Origin of the sequence: Micromonospora sp. B9E7, from assembly GCF_039871815.1 — a bacterium.
Classification (GTDB): Bacteria; Actinomycetota; Actinomycetes; order Mycobacteriales; family Micromonosporaceae; genus Micromonospora.
Genome location: NZ_JBDPLX010000003.1, coordinates 1 through 20,191, shown reverse-complemented (window position 1 = coordinate 20,191; position 20,191 = coordinate 1). Strand labels below are relative to the sequence as shown.

Sequence of the window (20,191 nt, the reverse complement as noted above, 5' to 3'; positions counted from 1 at the left end):
GGCACGCCGCGCGATCACGGGGAGTGGTAGATGCGCGAACCAGTGCCGATCTGTCTGTCGAGGTCACGTACGGGTGCCTCAGTGGCACCTCCCATGCTTCGGCGATTCGCCTACTGAATCGGGCTGCCGCCCACCTGGTCGCCTCGGTAAGCGACATCGACGCCTGATTCCTCCGCCAAACCCGTTGCGGGCTCCTCCCCGACATCGTGCGGCGGCCGGGCCTGAATTGTCGGTCCAGGGGTGCTCGCCCCGCGATCCGACGCCCCATGCGCCGACCTCTCGTCGGCTCGACTTCACAGCCAGAGCGACTCAGCTCAACAACGATCAACATCGGGGACAAGTATGCGAACGGTTGGTAGGTGGCGGACTCCGGCACGCCTTCGGAGGCTCGGAACAGCGATGTTGGCGGGAGTCGTCGCTTCTGGACTCTTGGTCGCACCGGCGAGGGCAGTCGAGACCGCACCGGAATTCAGCGCGCGGCAGACCGTTCTGCGGATGATGCTCAACGGCAGCACCAACGTGTCTCGTGCTGCTCAGGCTGCACTGGTCGGTTCTGACGCGGACGTTACCGAGTTCCTGCGTACCGGTCTGGGTGTCGCTGGTGACCAGGACGACAAGGTGCGGATCGAGGAGATGATCGCCATGGGCGGTCCTGCTCTGACTCCGGTAGCCCAGACCGCCCTCGCCGGGACGACTGTGGACCGTCAGAAGTTCCTGGCGGGCGGCTGGGAGCCGTACTGGGAGCAGGACGAACGGGTTCGGGTAGCCCGCGTGATCACGGTAGGCGGACCCAGTGTCCAGCAGGCGGGCCAGAACGCGCTGAACGCCGGCAACGACGCCATTGCCGAATTCCTCAACACCGGGCAGTTCACCGCGCAGGCGATCGACGACCGGATCCGGGTCGCGCAGATCATGGCGGCCGGCGGCCCCGAGGTCAGGGCCGCGGCGCAGAGTGCGTTGAACGGCGCGCCCGAGGAGATGCGCGAGTTCATCGAGTACGGGCAACACGTCGCTCGCGCCCGCGATGCCGAGTTGTTGACCGTCTCTCAGCTGGCCGGTCTAGCCAAGGAGGCCAGCCAACTCGCGGCGACCGAGACGCAGCAGGCCGAGGACGCCGCGCAGCAGGCAGTACGGGCGGCCGCTGCGGCGAAGGCGGCGGCTGAACGGGCGGCAGCGGAGACGGCTGCGGCGCGGGACTCGGCAGCCAAGGCGTCCGCAGCCGCAGGGCGGGCTGCCGACTCGGCGGCACGGGCGGCGAAAGCGGCGCAGACCGCGATCGGTGCCGCGAACGCCGCGTCGGCTTCAGCCCGAGTGGCCTCACAGGCCGCGGCGAAGGCGGCGAACGCTGCGGCGTTAGCAGGTGATGCGGCGTCCCGGGCGCAGACGGCGGCGTCGGCGGCCTCCTTGGACGCGGGTAAGGCAGCCGACGCTCGCGCGGCGGCGCAGCGGGCGCGGGACGCAGCGGCTGGAGCCCGGAAGGCGGCCGACGCGGCGAAGCAGGCGGGCGTCGCCGTGCGGGCGGCGGCAGATGCCGCCACGGCTGCTGGCGGTGCCGTCACGAACGCAGAGGCGGCCGCCGCTGCGGCAATGGAAGCGGCCGGACAGGCCGGAGTGTCGGAGGCTGAGGCGGCCAGGGCGCGGGCTGCTGCGGCCAAGGCGAGGACCCAGGCCCAAGCCGCGAGGCGGGCCGCCAACTCGGCGCAGACGCTGGCTCGTCAGGCTGCGTCTGCAGCCGATGACGCGCAGCGGTTCGCGTCCGACGCCGCCGCCCACGCGGAATCGGCGGCCAGGGCCGCCGATGAGGCCGCCGACCAGGCTGGACAGGGAGCGGACGCGGCGGCCCGAGCGACCGCGCACGCAGCTGCCGCGATGACGGCGGCAGAGGCGGCTGCGGCCGCAGTGGCGAAGGCTCGGCTCGTCGAGGAACAGGCACGTGTCGCGGACGCCGAGCGGTTGGCAGCCCTGACCGACCAGGCGACCTTCGAGGCGGACCTGGCGCGGCAGGAGGAACAGAAGCGACTCGGGCAGGCTGCCTGGGACGCTGAGGAGCAGACCCGCCGCGATGCCGAGACGGCGCAGTGGCTGGCGCAGGCACGGGCTCCCGGAGCACCACGGGCGACGGTGGTCACCAACGGACGCCTAGCCGCAGCGCGACTGGCGGTCAGCGGCGGGCCTTGGTCGAAGGCGGCTGCCGAGCGGGCACTGGTGGGCGATGACGACAACGTCGTGCAGTACGTGACCAGTGGTGCCGATCTCGCGGCGGAGCAGGACGATCGGGCGAAGGTTGGTCTCGTTGCCGACAGTGCCGAGAAGCCGGCCCTGAAGACGGCGGCCGAGCAGGCGCTCTCCAAGCCCATCGCGGACGTCCGGACGTTTCTCCGTACTCGCGCCTACCCGGGTAAGGAGACCGATGACCGGGTGAAGATCGCCCAGGTGATCAGCGCCGGTGGGCCGGCCACGAGAGTGGCAGCCGACGCCGCTCTCAACGGCACCGATGCCGATCGGCAGGCATTTCTGACCTCTGGCCAGTTCGCCGCGGCGGAGACGGACAATCGGATCCTGGTGGCCCAGGCGATCAGTGCGGGTGGCCCCGAGGTGAAGGCTGCAGGGCAAATTGCCCTCGCCGGGCCGCGATCCGCCATCCGGCACTTCCTCACCGTTACCCGCTTCAAGGCTGAGCAACGTGACGCCGAAGCGGCGGCGCATGCTTCCAAGATCCGAGCGCTGATCCTGGACGCCGCACGCGATTCCAGTACCGCTTTCAAGGAGGCGGCGAAGGCCGCCGAGGCCGCTGCCCGGGCCCGCAACGCGGCTTCCGAGGCGGCTGGCTACGCCGAGCGGGCGGCCGCGTCCGCGCAGCAGGCCGAGGGGTATGCCGTCGAGGCCGCGGACGCGGCAACGCAGGCGAGGCAGTCCGCCAACCAGGCTGCGGCATCCGCGCAGACGGCCCGGGAAGCGGCCGCCCGAGCCGCTCAAGCAGCCGCCAACGCGGACGTTTACGCCAAGCAGGCGACCGCCTCTTCGTATCGAGCCCGAGCTTCGGCGAACAAGGCGCAGAAGGCTGCGGACGACGCGCAGGCATCGGCCGAGGCGGCCGGGAAGGACGCGGCGGAGGCTGCTCGACTGGCTGCCGAGGCAGTCAAGATCAGCATCGACATGCAGCGCGCCGAGGAGGAGGCACGCCGTGCGGCTGGTCAGGCGGACCCGACTCCGCTGCCGGAGTGCAACCTCGCGTACAAGCTGCACGGCATCCAGTGCAGCGGCGGCGAGTTGCTTGACGCCCTGGCGAACGGCGAGAACTCCTGCACCCTGCAGTTTGGGCACCGGGACATCTGCGACCAGGTGATGGAGTACTACGACGAGAAGAACGCGCACGAGCGCGAGCAGGCCTTGGTGATCATCCAACTCGTACTCGCGGTCTGCGGATTCATCCCGGTGGCCGGCGAGGTCTGCGACGGGCTCGACGCGGTCATTGCTCTGCTCAACGGTGACAACAAGGGTGCTGCCCTGAGCCTGCTGGCGATGATCCCCGGCGCCGGAGAGCTGTTCGGTGGGGCACGCGCGGCCGATTTGTTGAGACAGCTCAAGCGGTTCAAGAAGACCGGATGCGTGGTCGGTGCCGCGACCGCCGGTTTCACTCTGATGACCAGTGCCGCCGCCGATGACGCGTGCACGCCGTTCTCGAACAAGATGGGCCATCTCCTGGAGCAGGAACTGAGGCGCGTCGACGAATTGGGCGTCAAGCCCACCAGGCCGGGAACGGCCGAGTTCGACCGCGCGATCAATGCGGACACCGCCGAGATGGGTAAGGTCAAGTGGGCAGTGCTGACCGATGGCACCCTCGTGGTCGTACCGAAATTCGTCGGGGGCAATGAGGAAATTCCGCACACTGCCCTCACTCGGGGTGCCGACGTGTTGGCCGCAGGCGAGGCGGTCGTGGTCGGCAACGCCCGCGACGGTTACTGGGGAGTTGAGATCGATGAACACAGCGGCCACTACCGACCCGACGCCGGCACCAAGAAGCGTGGCATCGACGCCTTCGCGAAGCTCGGTGTCCTGTTCCGGTGACTGCTGACTGGAAGCAGGTGACGAGGCTCGACCGGTCGAGCCTCGTCACCTGGCTCCTCTCCTCGAAGCCCGACCACGTCCACTGGACGGGCAACGAATGGTTGGGCTTACTGCAACTGTTCACGATGCGACTCACTCAGGAGGGCGCCGAGGTTTCGTTCGCCGAGTGGCCCTCCCACTCCAACGCCTACGACGTGCTGCTCCGGCGGACCCAACACGCCAACGGCATCGACGCGCACGAAGCGGCCGTCCGGCGGCTGCTCCTGACCAGCATTGCCCTCAGCCACGCTGGCCCCACCCGCGAGGTCGCGCTGCTAGATCCCGGGCATGCGATTGCCGCATTCCGGGCCTCTCTGCCGATGCCAACGGAGGTGGCAGTTCGCGTCGCACCGCAGTGGCGCGAGTTGGCCCCCGACGACCTACGTCGGTTGTTCCGAGCCGCCGGCCTGGTCACCGCGGCTGGCGCTCTGAAGCCGTACCTCGACACATCCGACCCCGGCAGCAGAGGCTTCGCGGCGGACCTGGCGGTCTGGGAGTGCGACGTACTTGTCCATCTCAGATCGGCCCCTCCCTCTTCGTGACGGTTGGCAGGGAGGCAAGGGCGTAGCCGTCGTCGCGACGGACCACCATGGACAGCTCCTCCAGCAGGGACAGCTTGCGCATCGCGGTGCGGACGTCGAGCCCGGCCCGGGCCGCGAGGGCGTCCACACCCCGGGCACCCCGGCGGGGCAGCGCCTCCAGCAGTGACTGTGCGTCGTCGTCGAGCGCGTCGGTGGGCCGCTGCGGGCCCCGCGCCGGCGGGGCCAGGTCCGCGCCGATCCGGCCCACCTCCTCGAGGACGTGTGCCACGCCGGTGACCAGCCGGGTCTTGGGGTTGTCGCGGAGGAACTCGTGCGCGCCGACGGACATCGCCGAGGTCACCGGCCCGGGCACCACCATGGCCACCCGATTGGAGTAGACGGCTCGCCGCGCGGTCTGCGTCGCGCCACTGCGCGCCGACGCCTCCACCAGGACGGTGCCCAGGGTGCCTGCGGCGATCACCCGGTTGCGGATCAGGAACCGGGGCCGCAGCGGCTCGGCACCGGGCGGCCACTCGCTGACCAGCAGCCCGGTGTCGGCGATCCGGTCGAAGAGCGCCGCGTTACCCATCGGGTACGGCCGGTCCAGTCCACAGGCGAGCACCGCGACGGTCAAACCGCCGGCGTTGAGGGCTCCCCGGTGGGCGGCGGCGTCGATGCCGAACGCGCCACCCGAGACGACTGTCCAGTCCCGCTCGGCCAGCCCGTATCCCAGCTCGGTCGCGACGTGCTGGCCGTAGCCGGTCGCCGCCCGCGCCCCGACCACGGCCACCGAACGATCCAGGGCCTCGCCCAGCGGCCAGCCTCCGCGTACCCAGAAGCAGAGCGGTGGTGCGGTCTCAACGTCCACCCGCCGGGTGACGTCCGGCAGACGCAGCGTGGCCAGGCCGGCAACCCGGGCGGGCCACTCCTCGTCGTCCGGCGTGACCAGTCGGGCACCGAGCCGGTCGGCGCGCTCCAGCGCCTCGGCCGCCACCGTCCGTGCGTCGCCGCCCGCCAACCGGGCGGCCACCGTGCTGTGCAGCCAGCCGTCCGGGCTGCCCCCGTCGAGCAGCAGATCGAGGGTCGCCACCGGCCCGAGCCGTTCGACCAGCCGGTACACCGCGCGGGTGCCTGGCTCGGCCAACCAGGTCAGCGCGACCCGGGCCAACCTGCGCTCTTCGTCGGCACTCACATCGCTTCTCCCGTCCGGAGTTGGATCGCTTCCCGCACGTCGTCCTGGTCTGGCCGGTCTCGGCCGTCCAGGTCGGTGATGGTCCATGCCATCCGGATCACTCGATCGAAGCCGCGTGCCGACAGTGAGCCGGAGTCGAGCCGGCCGCGCAGTTCGGCGGTGACCCGGGCGGGCAGCCGCCACGGCGGTCGACGCAGGTGCGGCCCGTCCACCTCGGCGTTGAGCCTTCGGCCGAGGCCCGCCCAGCGGGTCGCTGCCGCCTGTCGGGCCGCCGCCACCCGCGCGGCGACCGTCGCCGAGGGCTCGACGTCGCCGTGGGATGCCATCAACTCCGCCGCCCGCACGGGCGTCAGCCGCACCTGCACGTCGATCCGGTCGAGCAGTGGCCCGGAGATCCGTCCCAGGTAGCGGCGACGGACCAACGCGGTGCACTCGCAATGTGAGTCGCCGGCCGGTTTCGCGCAGGGGCATGGGTTGGCTGCCAAGACCAACTGGGTCCGGGCCGGGTAGACAGTGCCGCCCCCGCTGCGGCTCAGCTGGATGCGACCGTGCTCCAGGGGTTGGCGCAGCGCCTCCAACGCGCCCTTGCTGAACTCGGGGGCTTCGTCCAGAAACAAGACCCCACGGTGGGCCAGCGACACCGCGCCGGGCCGGGCCAGCCCCGAGCCACCACCGACCAGCGAGGGCACGGTCGCGGTGTGGTGCGGTGCCTGGAACGGCGGGCGTCGCAGCAACCGGCCGCCCGGCGGCAGCAGCCCAGCAACCGAGTGCAGTGCGGTCACCTCCAGCGCCGCGTCGTCGTCCAGCTCGGGCAGGATCGACGGCAGTCGTTCGGCGAGCATCGTCTTGCCGGCACCCGGAGGGCCGAGCAGGGCCACGTGGTGCCCACCGGCGGCGGCCACCTCCAACGCGCGCCGGCCCAACTGCTGCCCGGCGACCTCGGCGAGATCCGGTCCACCGACGACGGGCGTCGGTTCGGCCGCCGGTGGTTCGATCAGCGGGGTGCCGTCGCGGACGAAGGCGACCAGCCGGTGCAGGTGGTCCACCGCTCGCACCCGTACCCCGGGGATGACCGCGGCCTCGGCGGCGTTGCCGACGGGGACGATCACCCGCTCGACGCCGGCCTGGGCCGCGGCGGCGACCATCGGGAGCACGCCGCGCACCGGCCGGACCGTGCCGTCGAGCCCCAACTCGCCGAGGACCACCACACCCTCCAGGGGGAGCAGCGGCAGCTCACCCGAGCCGCCCAACAGGGCTGCGGCGATGGCCAGGTCGAAGGCCGAGCCGAACTTCGGCAGCGTGGCGGGCAGCAGGTTGAGGGTGATCCGCCGGTTGGGCCAGCGTTGGCCGGAGTTGACCACGGCGGCGCGGACGCGGTCGCGGGCCTCGTGCAGGGCGGTGTCCGGCAGGCCGGAGATCACCACTGCCGGCAGGCCGGCGGCCAGGTCGGCCTCCACCTCGACCAGGTGGCCGGTCACCCCGACCAGGCCGACACAGAGCACCTTCGCGTAGCTCATGACGCCGTCACCGATCCTTCGGAGTACGCATCTCAGAACGCGCCCTTGAGGTGGTCGACCTGTGCCGGGCCGGCCTCGGGCAGCCGCACCGACAGCACGTCGAAACGCACCTCCTCGGCGGTCGTGCCGGTCTCGCTCAGCCAGCGCGCGGCGAGCCCTCGCAGCCGGCGGGCCTTGGCCGGCACGACAGCCTCGGCCGGGGTGCCGAAGTCGTCGCTCCGGCGGGTCTTCACCTCGCAGAAGGCAAGCACCGGCCCATCCCAGGCGATGATGTCGATCTCTCCGGCCGGGCAGCGCCAGTTCTGGGCGACCGGGCGCAGCCCTGCCTCGGTCAGGTGCCGAACGGCACACCGCTCCCCGTACGCGCCGACTGCCTGGTTCCGCTTCGTCATGAACGGCACGGTGCCCGTCGGAGTGCGGATGCCGCGACTCCGCGACGGCTCGCCTGTGGACAACCGGTGGCCTGTGGACAACCAGATGATCAAGCCCGCGCCGTGCTAGGGCGCCTCGGCCGAAACTGGCCAGCGACCCTCAGCCATGGCGGGATTCACCATGATCAGGTGATGGAAAGTAGCTTCCGGGATGACTGGGCACCTACTTTTCATCACCTGATCAACGCTTGCGTCGGCGGCGGCGCGGTCCGGGCGCGTTCCCGTCCGATCGTGTCTACCGTGCGCGGTCGGCCGCGGGGTCGGGCCGAAATGGCGCGGGCGTGGTTGGTCGCATACGGTGCCTGACGTGGACGGACGACGGAGTTTTCCGGAAGATCAGGAGTCGCGCTGGTACCCCGATGAGCGGGGTCGCGGTTACGGCGAGTCGGAGTGGCGCGGTGCGGGCGAACCGCGGTACCGGGACGGCGAGATTCCCGAGCAGCAGCATGGCCCCGACGGGAGCCGCTCCGTCGAGGACACCGGCGTCGGCCGACGCCGCGAGCCGGACTCCGGGCGCTTCGGCGCCGTGGACGCGGGCCGTTTCGGCGGTGCGCCAGAGTCGGATCCGGGTCGGCTGACCGCGGTGGACGCGGGCCGTTTCGGCGGTGTGCCTGAGTCGGACCCAGGTCGCTTTGGTGCTGTGGACGCCCAGTCCGGCCGGTTCGGCGCGAGCGAGCCCGACTCGGGACGGTTCGGCGCGGTCGACCCGTTGGGGGACGCTCGGCCGGAGACCGACGGATACCGGGCCGCCCGGTCGCGGCGGGCTGACCGGGACCCCTCGGAGACCTCCGGTGAGTTGCCCGGTCGATGGGCCGCCCGGGAGGCGGCCGGGACAGGAGCACCCCTCACCGTCCGGGACCCCTCGGAGACCTCCGGGGAGCTGCCCGGTCGTCGGGCCGCCCGGGAGCCGGCCGGAACGGATGCGCCGCTGACCGGCGGCCGCGAGGAGGCCGGCAGTTCGGCGACGCCGGCCGGCGTGCTCGCCGACCAGACTCGCCCCGCCCCACTCAGCGGGTACCCGATCATCGAGCCCACCCGAGGTGGTGGTGAGACGCCGCATCCGCTGGAGATGCCGACCGGCGCGATGCCGGGGATCGGTCCCCGCCCCGACCTGCCCACCGGCGAGCCGCCGGTGTATCCGCCGGCCGCCGACGGCGTCTACCGGACCCGTCGGCCCGTGTTGGCCGCACTCTTCGCCCTGCTGGTGTTGATCTTCGAGGTTCCCGCGCTGCGGGTGCTGCTCGCGGGCGTGACCGGCGATCCGGTGGACGCCGGGAACGTCGTGGTGGGGATCGCCCTGGTCGCCGGGCTGCCGATCTTCGCGATCGGGCTCTACGGGCTCCGAACCGGAGGTCTGGCGCTTTCCGACACCGGCCGGGGCTGGCTGCGCCCACCGACGGCCTACCTGACGGTCGGCCTGGTGCTCTTCATCGCCGCCGCGCTCGCCGCTGGCTGACCCGCCGCGCTCGCCGCTGGTTGACCCGCCGGCCTGTCGCGGTCGCGGCCGAAGATTCGCACAACAACCAGGAAATAGTGGCCTCCGCGTCGTCGGAGGCCACTATTTCCATGAACCTGCGCGATCAGGCAGCAAACGGGCGAGCGATCAAGGTGAGCGAGCGATCGAGCGGCAAGCGCCGAGCGGGCGGGCGACCAAGGCGACCAAGGCGGGCGAGCGATCGGGCGAGGAGCCACCGAGCGGGGGAACGGGAAGCGACGGCGCAGCGCACCCCGGGGCGGCTGAACGGGTGAGGGGCGTACACTGGCCAACTGGCGACCGCCTCGTGCGGTCGACCTCGCGCGCCCTCTTCACGAATCGTCGTGGAGCGACGGCCTCCCTGGTCCCGATCTTGATCGGGCCCACCATGGGCCGGCGACCAGGCGCCAGGACGCCCGGCCACCGGCCGGGCGTGACAACCAGGGATCTAGAGGAGCACCCCAACCATGGCCGTCGTGACCATGCGCCAACTGCTGGAAAGCGGTGTCCACTTCGGGCACCAGACCCGGCGCTGGAACCCCAAGATGAAGCGCTTCATCATGACCGAGCGCAACGGCATCTACATCATCGACCTGCGCCAGACCCTCGACTACATCGAGAAGGCGTACGAGTTCGTGCGTGGGACCGTCGCCGAGGGCGGCAGCATCCTGTTCGTCGGCACCAAGAAGCAGGCCCAGGAAGCGATCGCCGAGCAGGCGACCCGGGTCGGCCAGCCGTACGTCAACCACCGCTGGCTCGGTGGCATGCTGACCAACTTCCAGACGGTGTACAAGCGGCTCCAGCGGATGAAGGAGCTGGAGGGCCTGGGTGACCTCAGCGGCACCGCCGCCGGTTACACCAAGAAGGAGACCCTGCAGCTCTCCCGCGAGAAGATCAAGCTGACCCGCACCCTCGGTGGTCTGCGGGACATGCAGAAGCTTCCCGCCGCGGTCTGGATCGTCGACACCAAGAAGGAGCACATCGCCGTCGACGAGGCCCGCAAGCTGGGCATCCCGGTGATCGCGGTGCTGGACACCAACTGTGACCCGGACGAGGTCGACTTCCCGATCCCGGGTAACGACGACGCGATCCGCTCGGCCGAGCTGCTGACCAAGGTCGTCGCCGCCGCCGTCGCGGATGGTCTGATCGCGCGTTCCGGCCGTCGCCGGGGCAACGACGAGAAGCCCGAGGGTGTCGCGAGCGACGAGCCGCTGACCGAGTGGGAGCGCGAGCTGCTCGAGCCGAAGAAGGCCGACGAGTCGGCTGCCCCGGCCGAGCAGCCCGCCGCTGCCGCCGCCGAGCAGCCCGCCACCGCGGAGCAGCCGGCGCAGGCCGCCACCGAGCAGCCGGCAGCCGCTACCGCGGAGTGATCGCACCGTCGCTGCCCCGCCGTCCGTTCTTTCGGAATCGGGGCAGCGACGGTACGCCGGGCACCATCCGCCCGGATCCGGGTAACCGGCACCTCTGACCATCCACACGCCGTCTCAACACCGAAGAGAGAGCCATGTCCCAAATCACCGCCGCGGACGTCAAGAAGCTCCGCGACCTCACCGGCGCCGGCATGATGGACAGCAAGAAGGCGCTGACCGAGGCCGAGGGCGACTTCGACAAGGCCGTCGAGATCCTGCGCGTCAAGGGCGCCAAGGACGTCGGCAAGCGGGCCGGTCGTACGGCCGCCAACGGCCTGGTCGCCCACTCCGGCAAGGCCCTGTTGGAGCTCAACTGCGAGACCGACTTCGTCGCCAAGACCGAGTCGTTCATCGCGCTGGCCCAGCAGCTCGTCGAGCACGGTGAGCGCTCCGGCGTGAACACCGCCGAGGAGCTGCTCGCCAGCGAGCTCGACGGCAAGGTCGTCGCCGACCTGATCCAGGAGCAGTCCGCCAAGATCGGCGAGAAGCTGGTCCTCAACCGGTTCGCCAAGGTCGAGGGCACCACCGCCGTCTACCTGCACCGCAAGGCCCAGGACCTGCCGCCGGCCGTTGGCGTGCTGGTGTCGTACACCGGCAAGAGCGACGAGGCCGGCGACGCCGACGCCCGTGGTGTGGCCATGCAGATCGCCGCGATGCGGCCGAAGTACCTCACCCGGGACGAGGTTCCGGCCGAGATCGTCGAGTCCGAGCGGCGCATCGCCGAGCAGACCGCCCGCGAGGAGAACAAGCCCGAGGCGGCCCTGCCGAAGATCGTCGAGGGTCGGGTGAACTCCTTCTTCAAGGACTACGTCCTGATCGAGCAGTCGTCCGTCGCTGACAACAAGAAGTCGGTGAAGCAGGTGCTGGCCGAGGCCGGCATCGAGATCACCCGCTTCGTGCGGTTCGAGGTCGGCCAGGCCTGAGCCGTCACCGGGCGCCGTGGGCGCCCGTGGGCAGGAGACGTCGACGAGGAGGCCGCCGGTGTACGTGACAGGCACCGCGGCCTCCTCGTCACATAGGGTCGGCAGCGGCAGGTTCGCGGTACGCGCCGCACGGGGCGTGCGCGTGGTGAAGGGCGGGGCGGATGACGCAGGTTGTGAGTGACCGGACGGCGGCGATGGACGATCCGACGGCACCGCCGCCGGGGCGGGCCCGCCGGGTGGTGCTGAAGCTCTCCGGTGAGGTTTTCGGTGGCGGCGCGATCGGCGTCGACCCGGACGTCGTCCAGGCCATCGCCCGGCAGATCGCCACCGTGGTCCGCCGCGGCGTGCAGGTCTCCGTGGTGGTCGGCGGCGGCAACTTCTTCCGCGGCGCGGAGCTGCAGAAGCGCGGGATGGACCGGGCCCGCGCCGACTACATGGGCATGCTCGGCACCGTGATGAACTGCCTCGCGCTCCAGGACTTCCTGGAGAAGGAGGGCATCGAGACCCGGGTGCAGAGCGCCATCACGATGGCCCAGGTCGCCGAGCCGTACATCCCGCTGAGGGCGATCCGGCACCTGGAGAAGGGCCGCGTGGTCATCTTCGGCGCCGGCGCCGGGATGCCGTACTTCTCCACCGACACGGTGGCCGCCCAGCGGGCTCTGGAGATCCGGGCCGACGTGGTGCTGATGAGCAAGAACGGCGTGGACGGCGTCTACACCGCCGATCCCCGGATCGATCCCACCGCCAGCAAGCTCGACTCGATCACCTTCTCCGAGGTGCTGCGCCGCAACCTGCGGGTGGCCGACGCGGCGGCGTTCAGCCTCTGCATGGAGAACGGCCTGCCGATGCTGGTCTTCGGTGCGCAGGGTGACGACACCATCATCCGCGCGGTGGGTGGCGACAAGATCGGCACCCTGATCACCGCCTGAGCCGCGCCGTCGGCGACGGCAGCGGCGGTGTGACGACTTTCAGCAGAGCCCACGACGAGCACAGAAGGAGGCGAGGAGACCGGTGATCGACGACACCCTCCTCGAGGCCGAGGAAAAGATGGAGCGTGCGGTCGAGCACGCCAAGGAGGAGTTCGGCGCCATCCGCACCGGTCGCGCCAACCCCGCCATGTTCTCCAAGGTCATCATCGACTACTACGGCACGCCCACCCCGCTGACCCAGATGGCGTCCATCGCGATCCCCGAGCCGCGCATGGCGATCATCAAGCCGTACGACAACTCGCAGATCAACGCGATGGAGAAGGCGATCCGCGACTCGGACCTCGGGGTGAATCCGAACAACGAGGGCAGCCAGCTGCGCATCCTGCTCCCGCAGATGACCGAGGAACGCCGCCGCGACATGATCAAGGTGGCCCGGCACAAGGGCGAGGAGGCCAAGGTGGCGATCCGCAACGTCCGCCGCCGTGGCAAGGAGGAGCTGGACCGCATCGTCAAGGACGGCGAGGCCGGCGAGGACGACGGTCGCCGCGCCGAGAAGGAACTCGACGACCTGACCCAGCGCTACGTCGCCAACATCGACGACCTGGTCAAGCACAAGGAAACCGAACTGCTCGAGGTGTGACCCGCCGGCCGCTCCGGCGGTTGAGCTGCCACGAGGCCCGTCCCGACGCCGGGGACGGGCCTCGTGTCCGTCGTACGTCAGCAGGGGATCCAGACGGTCCGGGTATTCTCGGCCAACTGCTCCCCGGTGTACAGATCACGCAGCGCGAAGCGGACGGTGGCCTTGCCCGGGTGCAGCACCGGTTCTCTGCGGGCGAAGCCCATCCCGAGCGCGACGGTGCCGCCGTCGCACTGGATCTCGCCGGCGCCCCGTCCCGAGGTGGCCCAGAGGGTCGGCAGGCCGTCCTGCACCAGCGAGGCCGACATCAGGTACGGGCCGGCTGGGCAGTTGCGGGCGGTGGCGTCGACGCTGGTCGCCGGGTACGCCTCGCCGGGCTCGGCCAGCGGCGGTTCGAACAGGTACAACTCGCTGGCGTGGCGGTCGATGGTGATCCTGGTACCTGTCGTGGCGGCGGCGGCCGGTGACCCCGCTGCCAGGACGATGGCGGCCACGGTCAACGCCGCCAGGCTGATCTTGTACACGTGTGTGCCCTTCCCCCGTCGGACGCGCCGGCAGGAGCCGGCACTTTCCCAGCGGATCACGTCGGGTGTGCTCGACTCAGTTCCTGATCCGGCAGTTGACGGGTCGGATCGATGGCTGCGGATTCCGCTCGTGGTGCCGTACCGGGTGGGTGTGTTCCGCCGTCCCGCGGGCCGACGACCAGGGCGGGGCCCGTCAGCGTGCCCTCGTCCGCCGTGCCGTCGCGGCGGGTGCAGTAGGCTCGGCAGGATTCCCGGCCACCGGGTGGTGAACCCCGGGAATCGACCGACCGTCGGGGCGGTCAACCGGAGGAACATCGCGCCTGTAGGGGATGCTTGTGGTCGTGCGTCATGTGGTGGTTCTCGCGCCCCGTCGCGGTGTGTGATGTCCCGCCCCGACCCCTACGGCAGCGAGCCTCGCGGCTGGGACCGTCCGGAGCGCCCGGTGGCGCTGCCCTGGCCCGACCAGGAGCTGGACGCCGGCCAGTGGAGCCGCCGCCCCACCGCAGGCCCCGAGCTGTACGCCGACCCGCACGCCCGGCCGTACGCCGAGCCGCACCCGACGGGCCCGTACGACGAGCGCGGCCGTGCGGTGCGCCCGGACGACCGGGACCGTTTCGACGACCGTGACCGGCGCGACCGCTTCGACGACCGTGATCGGCACGAGGACGACCGGAACCAACCCGACCGGTACGAGGACCGGGGCCGCTCCGGCTGGCACGGCGATCGTTCGCCGGTCGGCCCGGACGGCGCCCCCACCCGACCGGAGCGGTACGACGAGCCCGGCCGGTACGACGAGCCCGGTCGGTACGACGAGCCCGGTCGGTACGACGAGCCCGGTCGGTACGACGGTCCGGTCCGCTACGACGACGACGCATACCCGACCGCGCAGCTCGCGCCCATCGGTGCCGAACTGGCGCCGGACCCGGAGCCGGCGGACGAGCCGGAGCCGCCGGCCGGTCGACGGACGAAGGGCCGGCGTCGGGCCAGCCTCGATCGACCGGCCACCCAGCAGGTGGGCAACGGGCGGGCCGGCCGCAATCTCCCGGCGGCGATCGGGGTCGGGCTGGGGCTCGGCGCGCTGATCGTGGTGCCGCTGGTGTTCTACCCGTTGGCGTTCCTGCCGGTGATCGCCGGTGCCGTCGCCATCGGCATCTGGGAGATGGCCCGGGCGGTCCGGCGTAGCGGGGCCCACCCACCCCTGGTGCCGCTGATCGCCGGCGGGGTGCTGACCGTGGGCCTGGCCTGGTTCGCCGGTCCGGACGCGCTCAGCCTGGGGCTGCTGGTCACCGTGCTGGGCACGATGATCTGGCGGCTCGGTGACGGTCCGGCCGGCTTCCAGCGGGACCTCACGGCCGCCACTCTGATCGCCGTCTACGTGCCGTTCCTCGCCGGCTTCGCGGCGTTGCTGGCGGCGGCCCCCGACGACGGTTGGATGCGGATCCTGGCCACCCTGGTCGCGGTGGTCCTCTCCGACACCGGCGGGTACGCGGCCGGCGTCTCGTTCGGCAAGCACCCGATGGCCCCGTCGATCAGCCCGAAGAAGTCCTGGGAGGGCTTCGCCGGCTCGGTCACCGCGGCGGCCGTGGGCAGCGCGTTGCTGCTGTGGCTGATGTTCGAGGTGGCTCCCTGGTGGGGTGCGCTGTTCGGGGTGGCGGTGTCCTGCGCGGCGGTCCTCGGTGACCTGGCCGAGTCGATGATCAAGCGGGATCTCGGCGTCAAGGACATGAGCAACCTGCTGCCCGGCCATGGCGGTCTGATGGACCGACTGGACTCGATCCTCTTCGCGGTGCCGACCGCCTACCTGTTCCTCGCCATCTTCGTGCCGGTGGTGAACTGAGGCATGGATCACGGCGTTCCGGTCATCCGGCTGCGGCGGTCGCGGCCCGTTCGCCACCTCCGGATCGGCACCTGCCGCCGACGGCGTGACACACTAGACCAGCCATGACGAGCCTGCCGTTGATCCCCGCCATCTCGGACGCCCCCGCCGCGCGCCGGGCCTCCATGCCGCCGAAGCACCTCGCCGACCTGGACCTGGCCGGCCGCCAGGCGCTGGTCACCGAGTTGGGTGAGCCCGCCTTCCGTGCCAAGCAGGTGTCGAACCACTACTTCGGGCGGCTGGTCCGGGACCCGCAGGCCATGACCGACCTGCCTGCGGCGACCCGGGAGCGGTTGTCCGAGCAGTTGATGCCGACGCTGCTCACTCCGGTGCGTGAGCTGGCCTGTGACGACGGCGCGACCCGCAAGGCGCTCTGGCGGCTGCACGACGGTGCGCTGGTGGAGAGCGTGCTGATGGGTTACCCGGACCGGGTCACCGTCTGCATCTCCAGCCAGGCGGGCTGCGGCATGGCGTGCCCGTTCTGCGCGACCGGCCAGGCCGGGTTGACCCGCAACCTGTCCACCGCGGAGATCGTCGACCAGGCGGTGTACATGGCCGGGGTGGCGGCCTCCGGCGTGGTCGCCGGGTCCCCGCCTCGGCTGTCGCGTGTCGTCTTCATGGGCATGGGCGAGCCGCTGGCCAACTACAACCGGGTCATCGCGGCGATCCGTCGACTGGTCAGCCCTGCTCCGGAAGGGCTCGGCCTGTCCCAGCGGCACATCACCGTTTCCACGGTCGGTCTGGTTCCGGCCATCCGCCGACTGGCCAGCGAAGACCTCTCTGTGACCCTTGCGCTGTCGTTGCACGCGCCCGATGATGATCTGCGCGACGAACTCGTGCCGGTAAACCAGCGCTGGAAGGTAGCCGAGGTGCTGGACGCAGCGTGGGACTACGCCGCCCGGACGGGCCGTCGCGTGTCGATCGAGTACGCGATGATCAAGGACGTGAACGACCAGCCCTGGCGGGCCGACCTCCTCGGGCGGCTGCTGGCCGGCAAACTGACCCACGTGAACCTCATCCCGCTCAATCCGACGCCGGGCAGCCGCTGGGACGCGAGCCCGAAGCCGGTTGAGCGGGAGTTCGTCCGGCGGTTGCGCGACGCCGGGGTGTCCACCACCGTACGGGACACCCGAGGTCGCGAGATCGACGGCGCGTGTGGCCAGCTCGCCGCCGCCGAGGACAACGACACCAACACCGACCGCGCCGGAGAGGCACCGGCGTGACCGGGCGTGGCGAACGAGACCAGGAGACATAGTGGCGAGTCAGGGTCAGCGTTTCCGGCGCAAGGCGCTCCGCCGGGGATACAAGGTCGACGAGGTGGATGCCTTCCTCGACCGGGTCGAGGCGACGCTCGACGGCCGACAGGTCGGCGCGCCGGTGGCCTCCCAGGAGGTCCACGACGTCGTCTTCCGGGTCCGGTTCAACGGCTACGACGAGTGGCAGGTCGACCTGCACCTCGACCGGGTGGAGCGGCAGCTGGCCGAGCTGGAGGAGCGCAACAGCGCCGGGCGCGGTGTCGACCCCCGGATGGGTGACCGGTTGGGCCCACCGGACCGGATGGGGCCGCCGATGCGCGATGACCGGGGCATGGCCCCGCCGATGCCGCCGCGCCCGATGCCCGCCCAGGCCGGCCCGCCCGCCGACCGCTACGGCCGCTTCGACGAGCCGACCGGCGCCTTCGCCGGTGGGTACGACGGCCCCCGCGGCGGTTACGACGCCCCGCGAGGCCCGGCCGGCCCCGGCCCGATGGGTCCCGGGGGTCCGATGGGCCCGAGTCCGATGGGTCCCGGTCCGATGGGTGGACACGGTGCTCCGCCGCGTGGCCTCCCCGCCGGCCCTTCCGGCTACGGCCAGGACGATCAGCGCGGGCCCGGTGGCTACGGCCAGGACGACCAGCGTGCGCCGGGTGGCTACGGCCAGGACGACCAGCGCGCGCCCGGCGGGTACGGCCCGCCGGAGGAGCCGCGTTTCGACGGCTTCGAGGCCGGTCGGCACGGCCGCACCGACATGACCGCTGAGATCCGGATGCCCGAGCGGGAGCTGCGTGACATGCGCAGAGGCCCGGCCGGGCCGCCTCAGCTGCCCCAGCAGGGCATGGGTGGCCCGCCGATGGCTGGTCCGCCCGCGGTGGCCGGCCCTCCGATGGGTGGCCCTCCGATGGTCGGTCCGCCGATGGCCGGTCCGCCCGGCAGCGACCTGTACCGCGTCGACCAGATCCGCCGCAGCTTCCAGGTCCGTCGGTTCGGCAGCGGGTACGACCCGGACCAGGTGGACCGGTTCTTCGAGACCCTGCTCGGCGGCATGCAGCGCCGCAATCCGATGCCGGTCGACCCGAAGGACCTCGACACGCTTCGGTTCGGGCTGGTTCCGGGCGGCTACTTCGAGGCCGAGGTGGACGCCGCGCTGAAGGACGTGCAGGACATTCTCTTCGGGCGCTGACCCGACGCGTACGGACGAGGGCCCGTCCCCCGGGTGGGGGCGGGCCCTCGGCGTACGTCGGTCGGTCGCCTGTCAGACGGTCGGGTCAGGAGCGCAGACCGTTGCGCCGCAGCACGATGTCGCCGATCACGATGATCAGCAGCAGTGCGGCCAGGCCGATCAGCCAGAGGTCCTCGACCCTGCCCTCGTGGTTGCCGCAGATCATCGCCAGCAGCGCCAGCGCCGACAGCACCGCGCCGATCTGCCCGGCTTTGCGGTGCCCGGGCTTGTGCTGGTCTGGCGACGTTACCGGCTCGCTTCCTGCCACTGTCGGTCCTTCCCTCGCGATCGGATCTTTGGTTAGTCTGGCACGCCTCCCGCTCGGCGCGGCGAGGTGGGGGTTTCCTGGCCATCGGGCTCTGCCTGCCCGGGCCGGACGGCACTACCGGCGTCGCGGGGCGGCGGTCAGACTCGCTCCGGTAGCGTTTGGTGTACACCTGATTGTCTGTTTGAGGGGGACTGTGCGGTGCGAGTGACCGGAACCGGGCACGCCAGCATGCGGATCGACACGGCCGCGGGCAGCATCCTGTGCGACCCGTGGGTCAACCCGGCGTACTTCGCCTCGTGGTTCCCCTTCCCGGACAATTCCCTCCTCGACTGGGAGAGCCTGGGCCAGGTCGACTACCTGTACGTCTCCCACCTGCACCGGGACCACTTCGACGCGAAGCACCTGCGGGACTTCATCTCCAAGGACGCCACCGTCCTGCTCCCCGAGTTCCCCACCTCGGAGATGGAGGACGAGTTCCGGGCGCTGGGCTTCACCAAGTTCCTGAGGGCGCCCAACGAGCAGGTCGTGGAGCTCCCGGGCGGCCTGAAGATCATGATCCAGGCGCTGACCAGCCCGACCGACGGGCCGATCGGCGACTCGTCGCTCTGGGTCGAGTACGACGGGGTGCGGCTGCTCAACCAGAACGACGCCCGGCCGACCGACCTGAGCGTCTTCGCCGAGCTGGGGCACGTGCACGCGCACCTGCTCCAGTTCTCCGGCGCGATCTGGTACCCGATGGTCTACGAGCTGCCGCAGGCGGCGAAGACCGCGTTCGGCAAGCAGAAGCGTGACCGGCAGTTCGACCGGACGTGGCGCTACATCGACGACCTGAAGGCCGACCACGTCTTCCCGATCGCCGGTCCGCCGTGCTTCCTCGACGACGCGCTGTGGCAGTTCAACGACATCCACGGCGACGAGGGCAACATCTTCCCCGACCAGTCCGTGTTCCTCTCGGAGTACGCGAAGGTCGGCGGCACCAACGGGATCGTGCTGCTGCCGGGCAGCGTCGCCGAGGTCACCACCGAGGGCGCGAGCACCACCCACCCGGTGCCGGTGGAGGAGTTCTTCGCGAACAAGGTCGCCCACCTGGAGGAGATGCGGGAGCGTAAGCGTCCGATCATCGAGGCGGAGAAGGCGTCCTGGCGGCACCCCGAGGTGGACGTCCTCGGCGAGATGAAGCGTCGGATCGAGCCGCTGCTCGACGAGTCGATCTACCTGGCCAAGGGCGTGGGTGGTCCGGTCCGCTTCGATCTGGTCGGCTACGACGGCGAGAGCGTCGAGTCGATCGTGGTGGACTTCCCGGGCAAGGAGGTCCGGCCGTACGCCGACGAGAAGGTCCGCTACCGGTTCCGGACCGAGCGGTCGCTGATCGAGCACCTGCTCTTCATCGACGAGGTGGACTGGGTCAACTCGCTCTTCCTGTCCTGCCGGTTCTCGGCGGCCCGGATCGGCCAGTACAACGAGTTCGTCTACGCGTTCTTCAAGTGCCTGTCCGAGGAGCGTCTCCAGTACGCCGAGGGCTGGTACGACGAGCACGAGCGCAGCACCGACGCCGAGGACATCACCCTGGGCGACTGGGTGGTGCAGCGGCGCTGCCCGCACCTGAAGGCGGACCTGACCCGCTTCGGCATCGTCGACGGTGACCAGCTCACCTGCCAGTTGCACGGCTGGCGCTTCGACCTGCCCTCTGGCCGCTGTCTGACAAGTGTCGGCCACAAGGTGCGCGCCCACCGGGTGGACGCGGAAGCCCCCGCCCCAGCCGGCGAGTCCGCAATCTAACCCGCGCCCTGCCCCCAACTCGGTCGATCATGGAGTTATGGTGCCCGTTGTGCACCGTTAAGTTGCCTTTGTCCATCACCACAACTCCATGATCGACCCGGGCGGGCGGGGGGCGGGCGGGCGGGG

Annotated in this window: 16 protein-coding genes; 11 read left to right on the top strand and 5 right to left on the bottom strand. The window is 71.0% G+C overall.

The features are described 5' to 3' along the window. Positions 1-342: 342 nt before the first annotated feature. Together ABGB10_RS05280 and ABGB10_RS05275 are read left to right on the top strand one after the other, a co-directional pair. Complete coding sequence (locus ABGB10_RS05280; RefSeq protein WP_347659723.1) at positions 343-4,068, top strand: ALF repeat-containing protein; 3,726 nt, start codon at positions 343-345, stop codon at positions 4,066-4,068. Continuing rightward, positions 4,065-4,649 carry a hypothetical protein gene (locus ABGB10_RS05275; RefSeq protein WP_347659722.1) on the top strand — a complete coding sequence of 195 codons (585 nt, stop codon included), beginning with the start codon at positions 4,065-4,067 and terminating at the stop codon, positions 4,647-4,649. The genes ABGB10_RS05280 and ABGB10_RS05275 overlap by 4 nt, the downstream gene beginning before the upstream one ends. Here ABGB10_RS05275 and ABGB10_RS05270 read toward each other — a convergent pair. The 3 genes from ABGB10_RS05270 to ABGB10_RS05260 are packed head-to-tail and all read right to left on the bottom strand — an operon-like array spanning position 4,624 to position 7,729. Next, the gene (locus ABGB10_RS05270; RefSeq protein ID WP_347659721.1) at positions 4,624-5,820 is read right to left on the bottom strand and encodes a DNA-protecting protein DprA; all 1,197 of its coding nucleotides are present in this window, start codon (positions 5,818-5,820) and stop codon (positions 4,624-4,626) included. The two genes, ABGB10_RS05275 and ABGB10_RS05270, sit on opposite strands and share 26 nt — an antisense overlap. Further along, the gene (locus ABGB10_RS05265; protein WP_347659720.1) at positions 5,817-7,337 is read right to left on the bottom strand and encodes a YifB family Mg chelatase-like AAA ATPase; all 1,521 of its coding nucleotides are present in this window, start codon (positions 7,335-7,337) and stop codon (positions 5,817-5,819) included. The genes ABGB10_RS05270 and ABGB10_RS05265 overlap by 4 nt, the downstream gene beginning before the upstream one ends. Positions 7,338-7,369: 32 nt before the next feature. Next, complete coding sequence (locus tag ABGB10_RS05260; RefSeq protein ID WP_347659719.1) at positions 7,370-7,729, bottom strand: YraN family protein; 360 nt, start codon at positions 7,727-7,729, stop codon at positions 7,370-7,372. Between the two features lie 346 nt (positions 7,730-8,075). Between ABGB10_RS05260 and ABGB10_RS05255 the strand changes: the two genes are divergently transcribed. From ABGB10_RS05255 to frr, 5 genes are all read left to right on the top strand, one after another. Beyond that, positions 8,076-9,224, top strand: coding sequence for a hypothetical protein (locus tag ABGB10_RS05255; protein WP_347659718.1), 1,149 nt, complete (start codon positions 8,076-8,078; stop codon positions 9,222-9,224). Positions 9,225-9,709: 485 nt separating this feature from the next. Continuing rightward, on the top strand, positions 9,710-10,612 hold the full coding sequence (gene rpsB, locus ABGB10_RS05250) for a 30S ribosomal protein S2 (RefSeq protein WP_347659717.1): 903 nt from the start codon (positions 9,710-9,712) through the stop codon (positions 10,610-10,612). Between the two features lie 134 nt (positions 10,613-10,746). After that, the gene (tsf, locus tag ABGB10_RS05245; protein WP_347659716.1) at positions 10,747-11,574 is read left to right on the top strand and encodes a translation elongation factor Ts; all 828 of its coding nucleotides are present in this window, start codon (positions 10,747-10,749) and stop codon (positions 11,572-11,574) included. A gap of 161 nt (positions 11,575-11,735) precedes the next feature. Beyond that, the gene (pyrH, locus tag ABGB10_RS05240) at positions 11,736-12,503 is read left to right on the top strand and encodes a UMP kinase (RefSeq protein WP_347659715.1); all 768 of its coding nucleotides are present in this window, start codon (positions 11,736-11,738) and stop codon (positions 12,501-12,503) included. 82 nt (positions 12,504-12,585) lie between these two features. After that, positions 12,586-13,143 (top strand): ribosome recycling factor, encoded by a 558-nt coding sequence (gene frr / locus ABGB10_RS05235; protein ID WP_278137942.1) that lies wholly within the window; start codon positions 12,586-12,588, stop codon positions 13,141-13,143. A gap of 77 nt (positions 13,144-13,220) precedes the next feature. Here frr and ABGB10_RS05230 read toward each other — a convergent pair whose 3' ends face one another. After that, entirely contained in the window at positions 13,221-13,664 is a 444-nt protein-coding gene (locus ABGB10_RS05230; protein WP_347659714.1) for a hypothetical protein, read from the bottom strand. A 382-nt stretch (positions 13,665-14,046) separates the two neighbouring features. Here ABGB10_RS05230 and ABGB10_RS05225 point away from each other — a divergent pair, with 382 nt between their 5' ends. From ABGB10_RS05225 to ABGB10_RS05215, 3 genes are all read left to right on the top strand, one after another. Then, positions 14,047-15,501 carry a phosphatidate cytidylyltransferase gene (locus ABGB10_RS05225; RefSeq protein WP_347659713.1) on the top strand — a complete coding sequence of 485 codons (1,455 nt, stop codon included), beginning with the start codon at positions 14,047-14,049 and terminating at the stop codon, positions 15,499-15,501. A 104-nt stretch (positions 15,502-15,605) separates the two neighbouring features. Next, a complete protein-coding gene (gene rlmN / locus ABGB10_RS05220; RefSeq protein ID WP_269680629.1) occupies positions 15,606-16,763 on the top strand; it encodes a 23S rRNA (adenine(2503)-C(2))-methyltransferase RlmN in 1,158 nt (385 codons plus the stop codon). Positions 16,764-16,794: 31 nt separating this feature from the next. Beyond that, on the top strand, positions 16,795-17,979 hold the full coding sequence (locus ABGB10_RS05215) for a DivIVA domain-containing protein (protein ID WP_347659712.1): 1,185 nt from the start codon (positions 16,795-16,797) through the stop codon (positions 17,977-17,979). Positions 17,980-18,064: 85 nt separating this feature from the next. Here ABGB10_RS05215 and ABGB10_RS05210 read toward each other — a convergent pair whose 3' ends face one another. Beyond that, on the bottom strand, positions 18,065-18,286 hold the full coding sequence (locus tag ABGB10_RS05210; protein ID WP_088946662.1) for a DUF2631 domain-containing protein: 222 nt from the start codon (positions 18,284-18,286) through the stop codon (positions 18,065-18,067). A 198-nt stretch (positions 18,287-18,484) separates the two neighbouring features. Here ABGB10_RS05210 and ABGB10_RS05205 point away from each other — a divergent pair, with 198 nt between their 5' ends. Continuing rightward, complete coding sequence (locus ABGB10_RS05205; RefSeq protein ID WP_347659711.1) at positions 18,485-20,065, top strand: Rieske 2Fe-2S domain-containing protein; 1,581 nt, start codon at positions 18,485-18,487, stop codon at positions 20,063-20,065. Positions 20,066-20,191 lie beyond the last annotated feature (126 nt).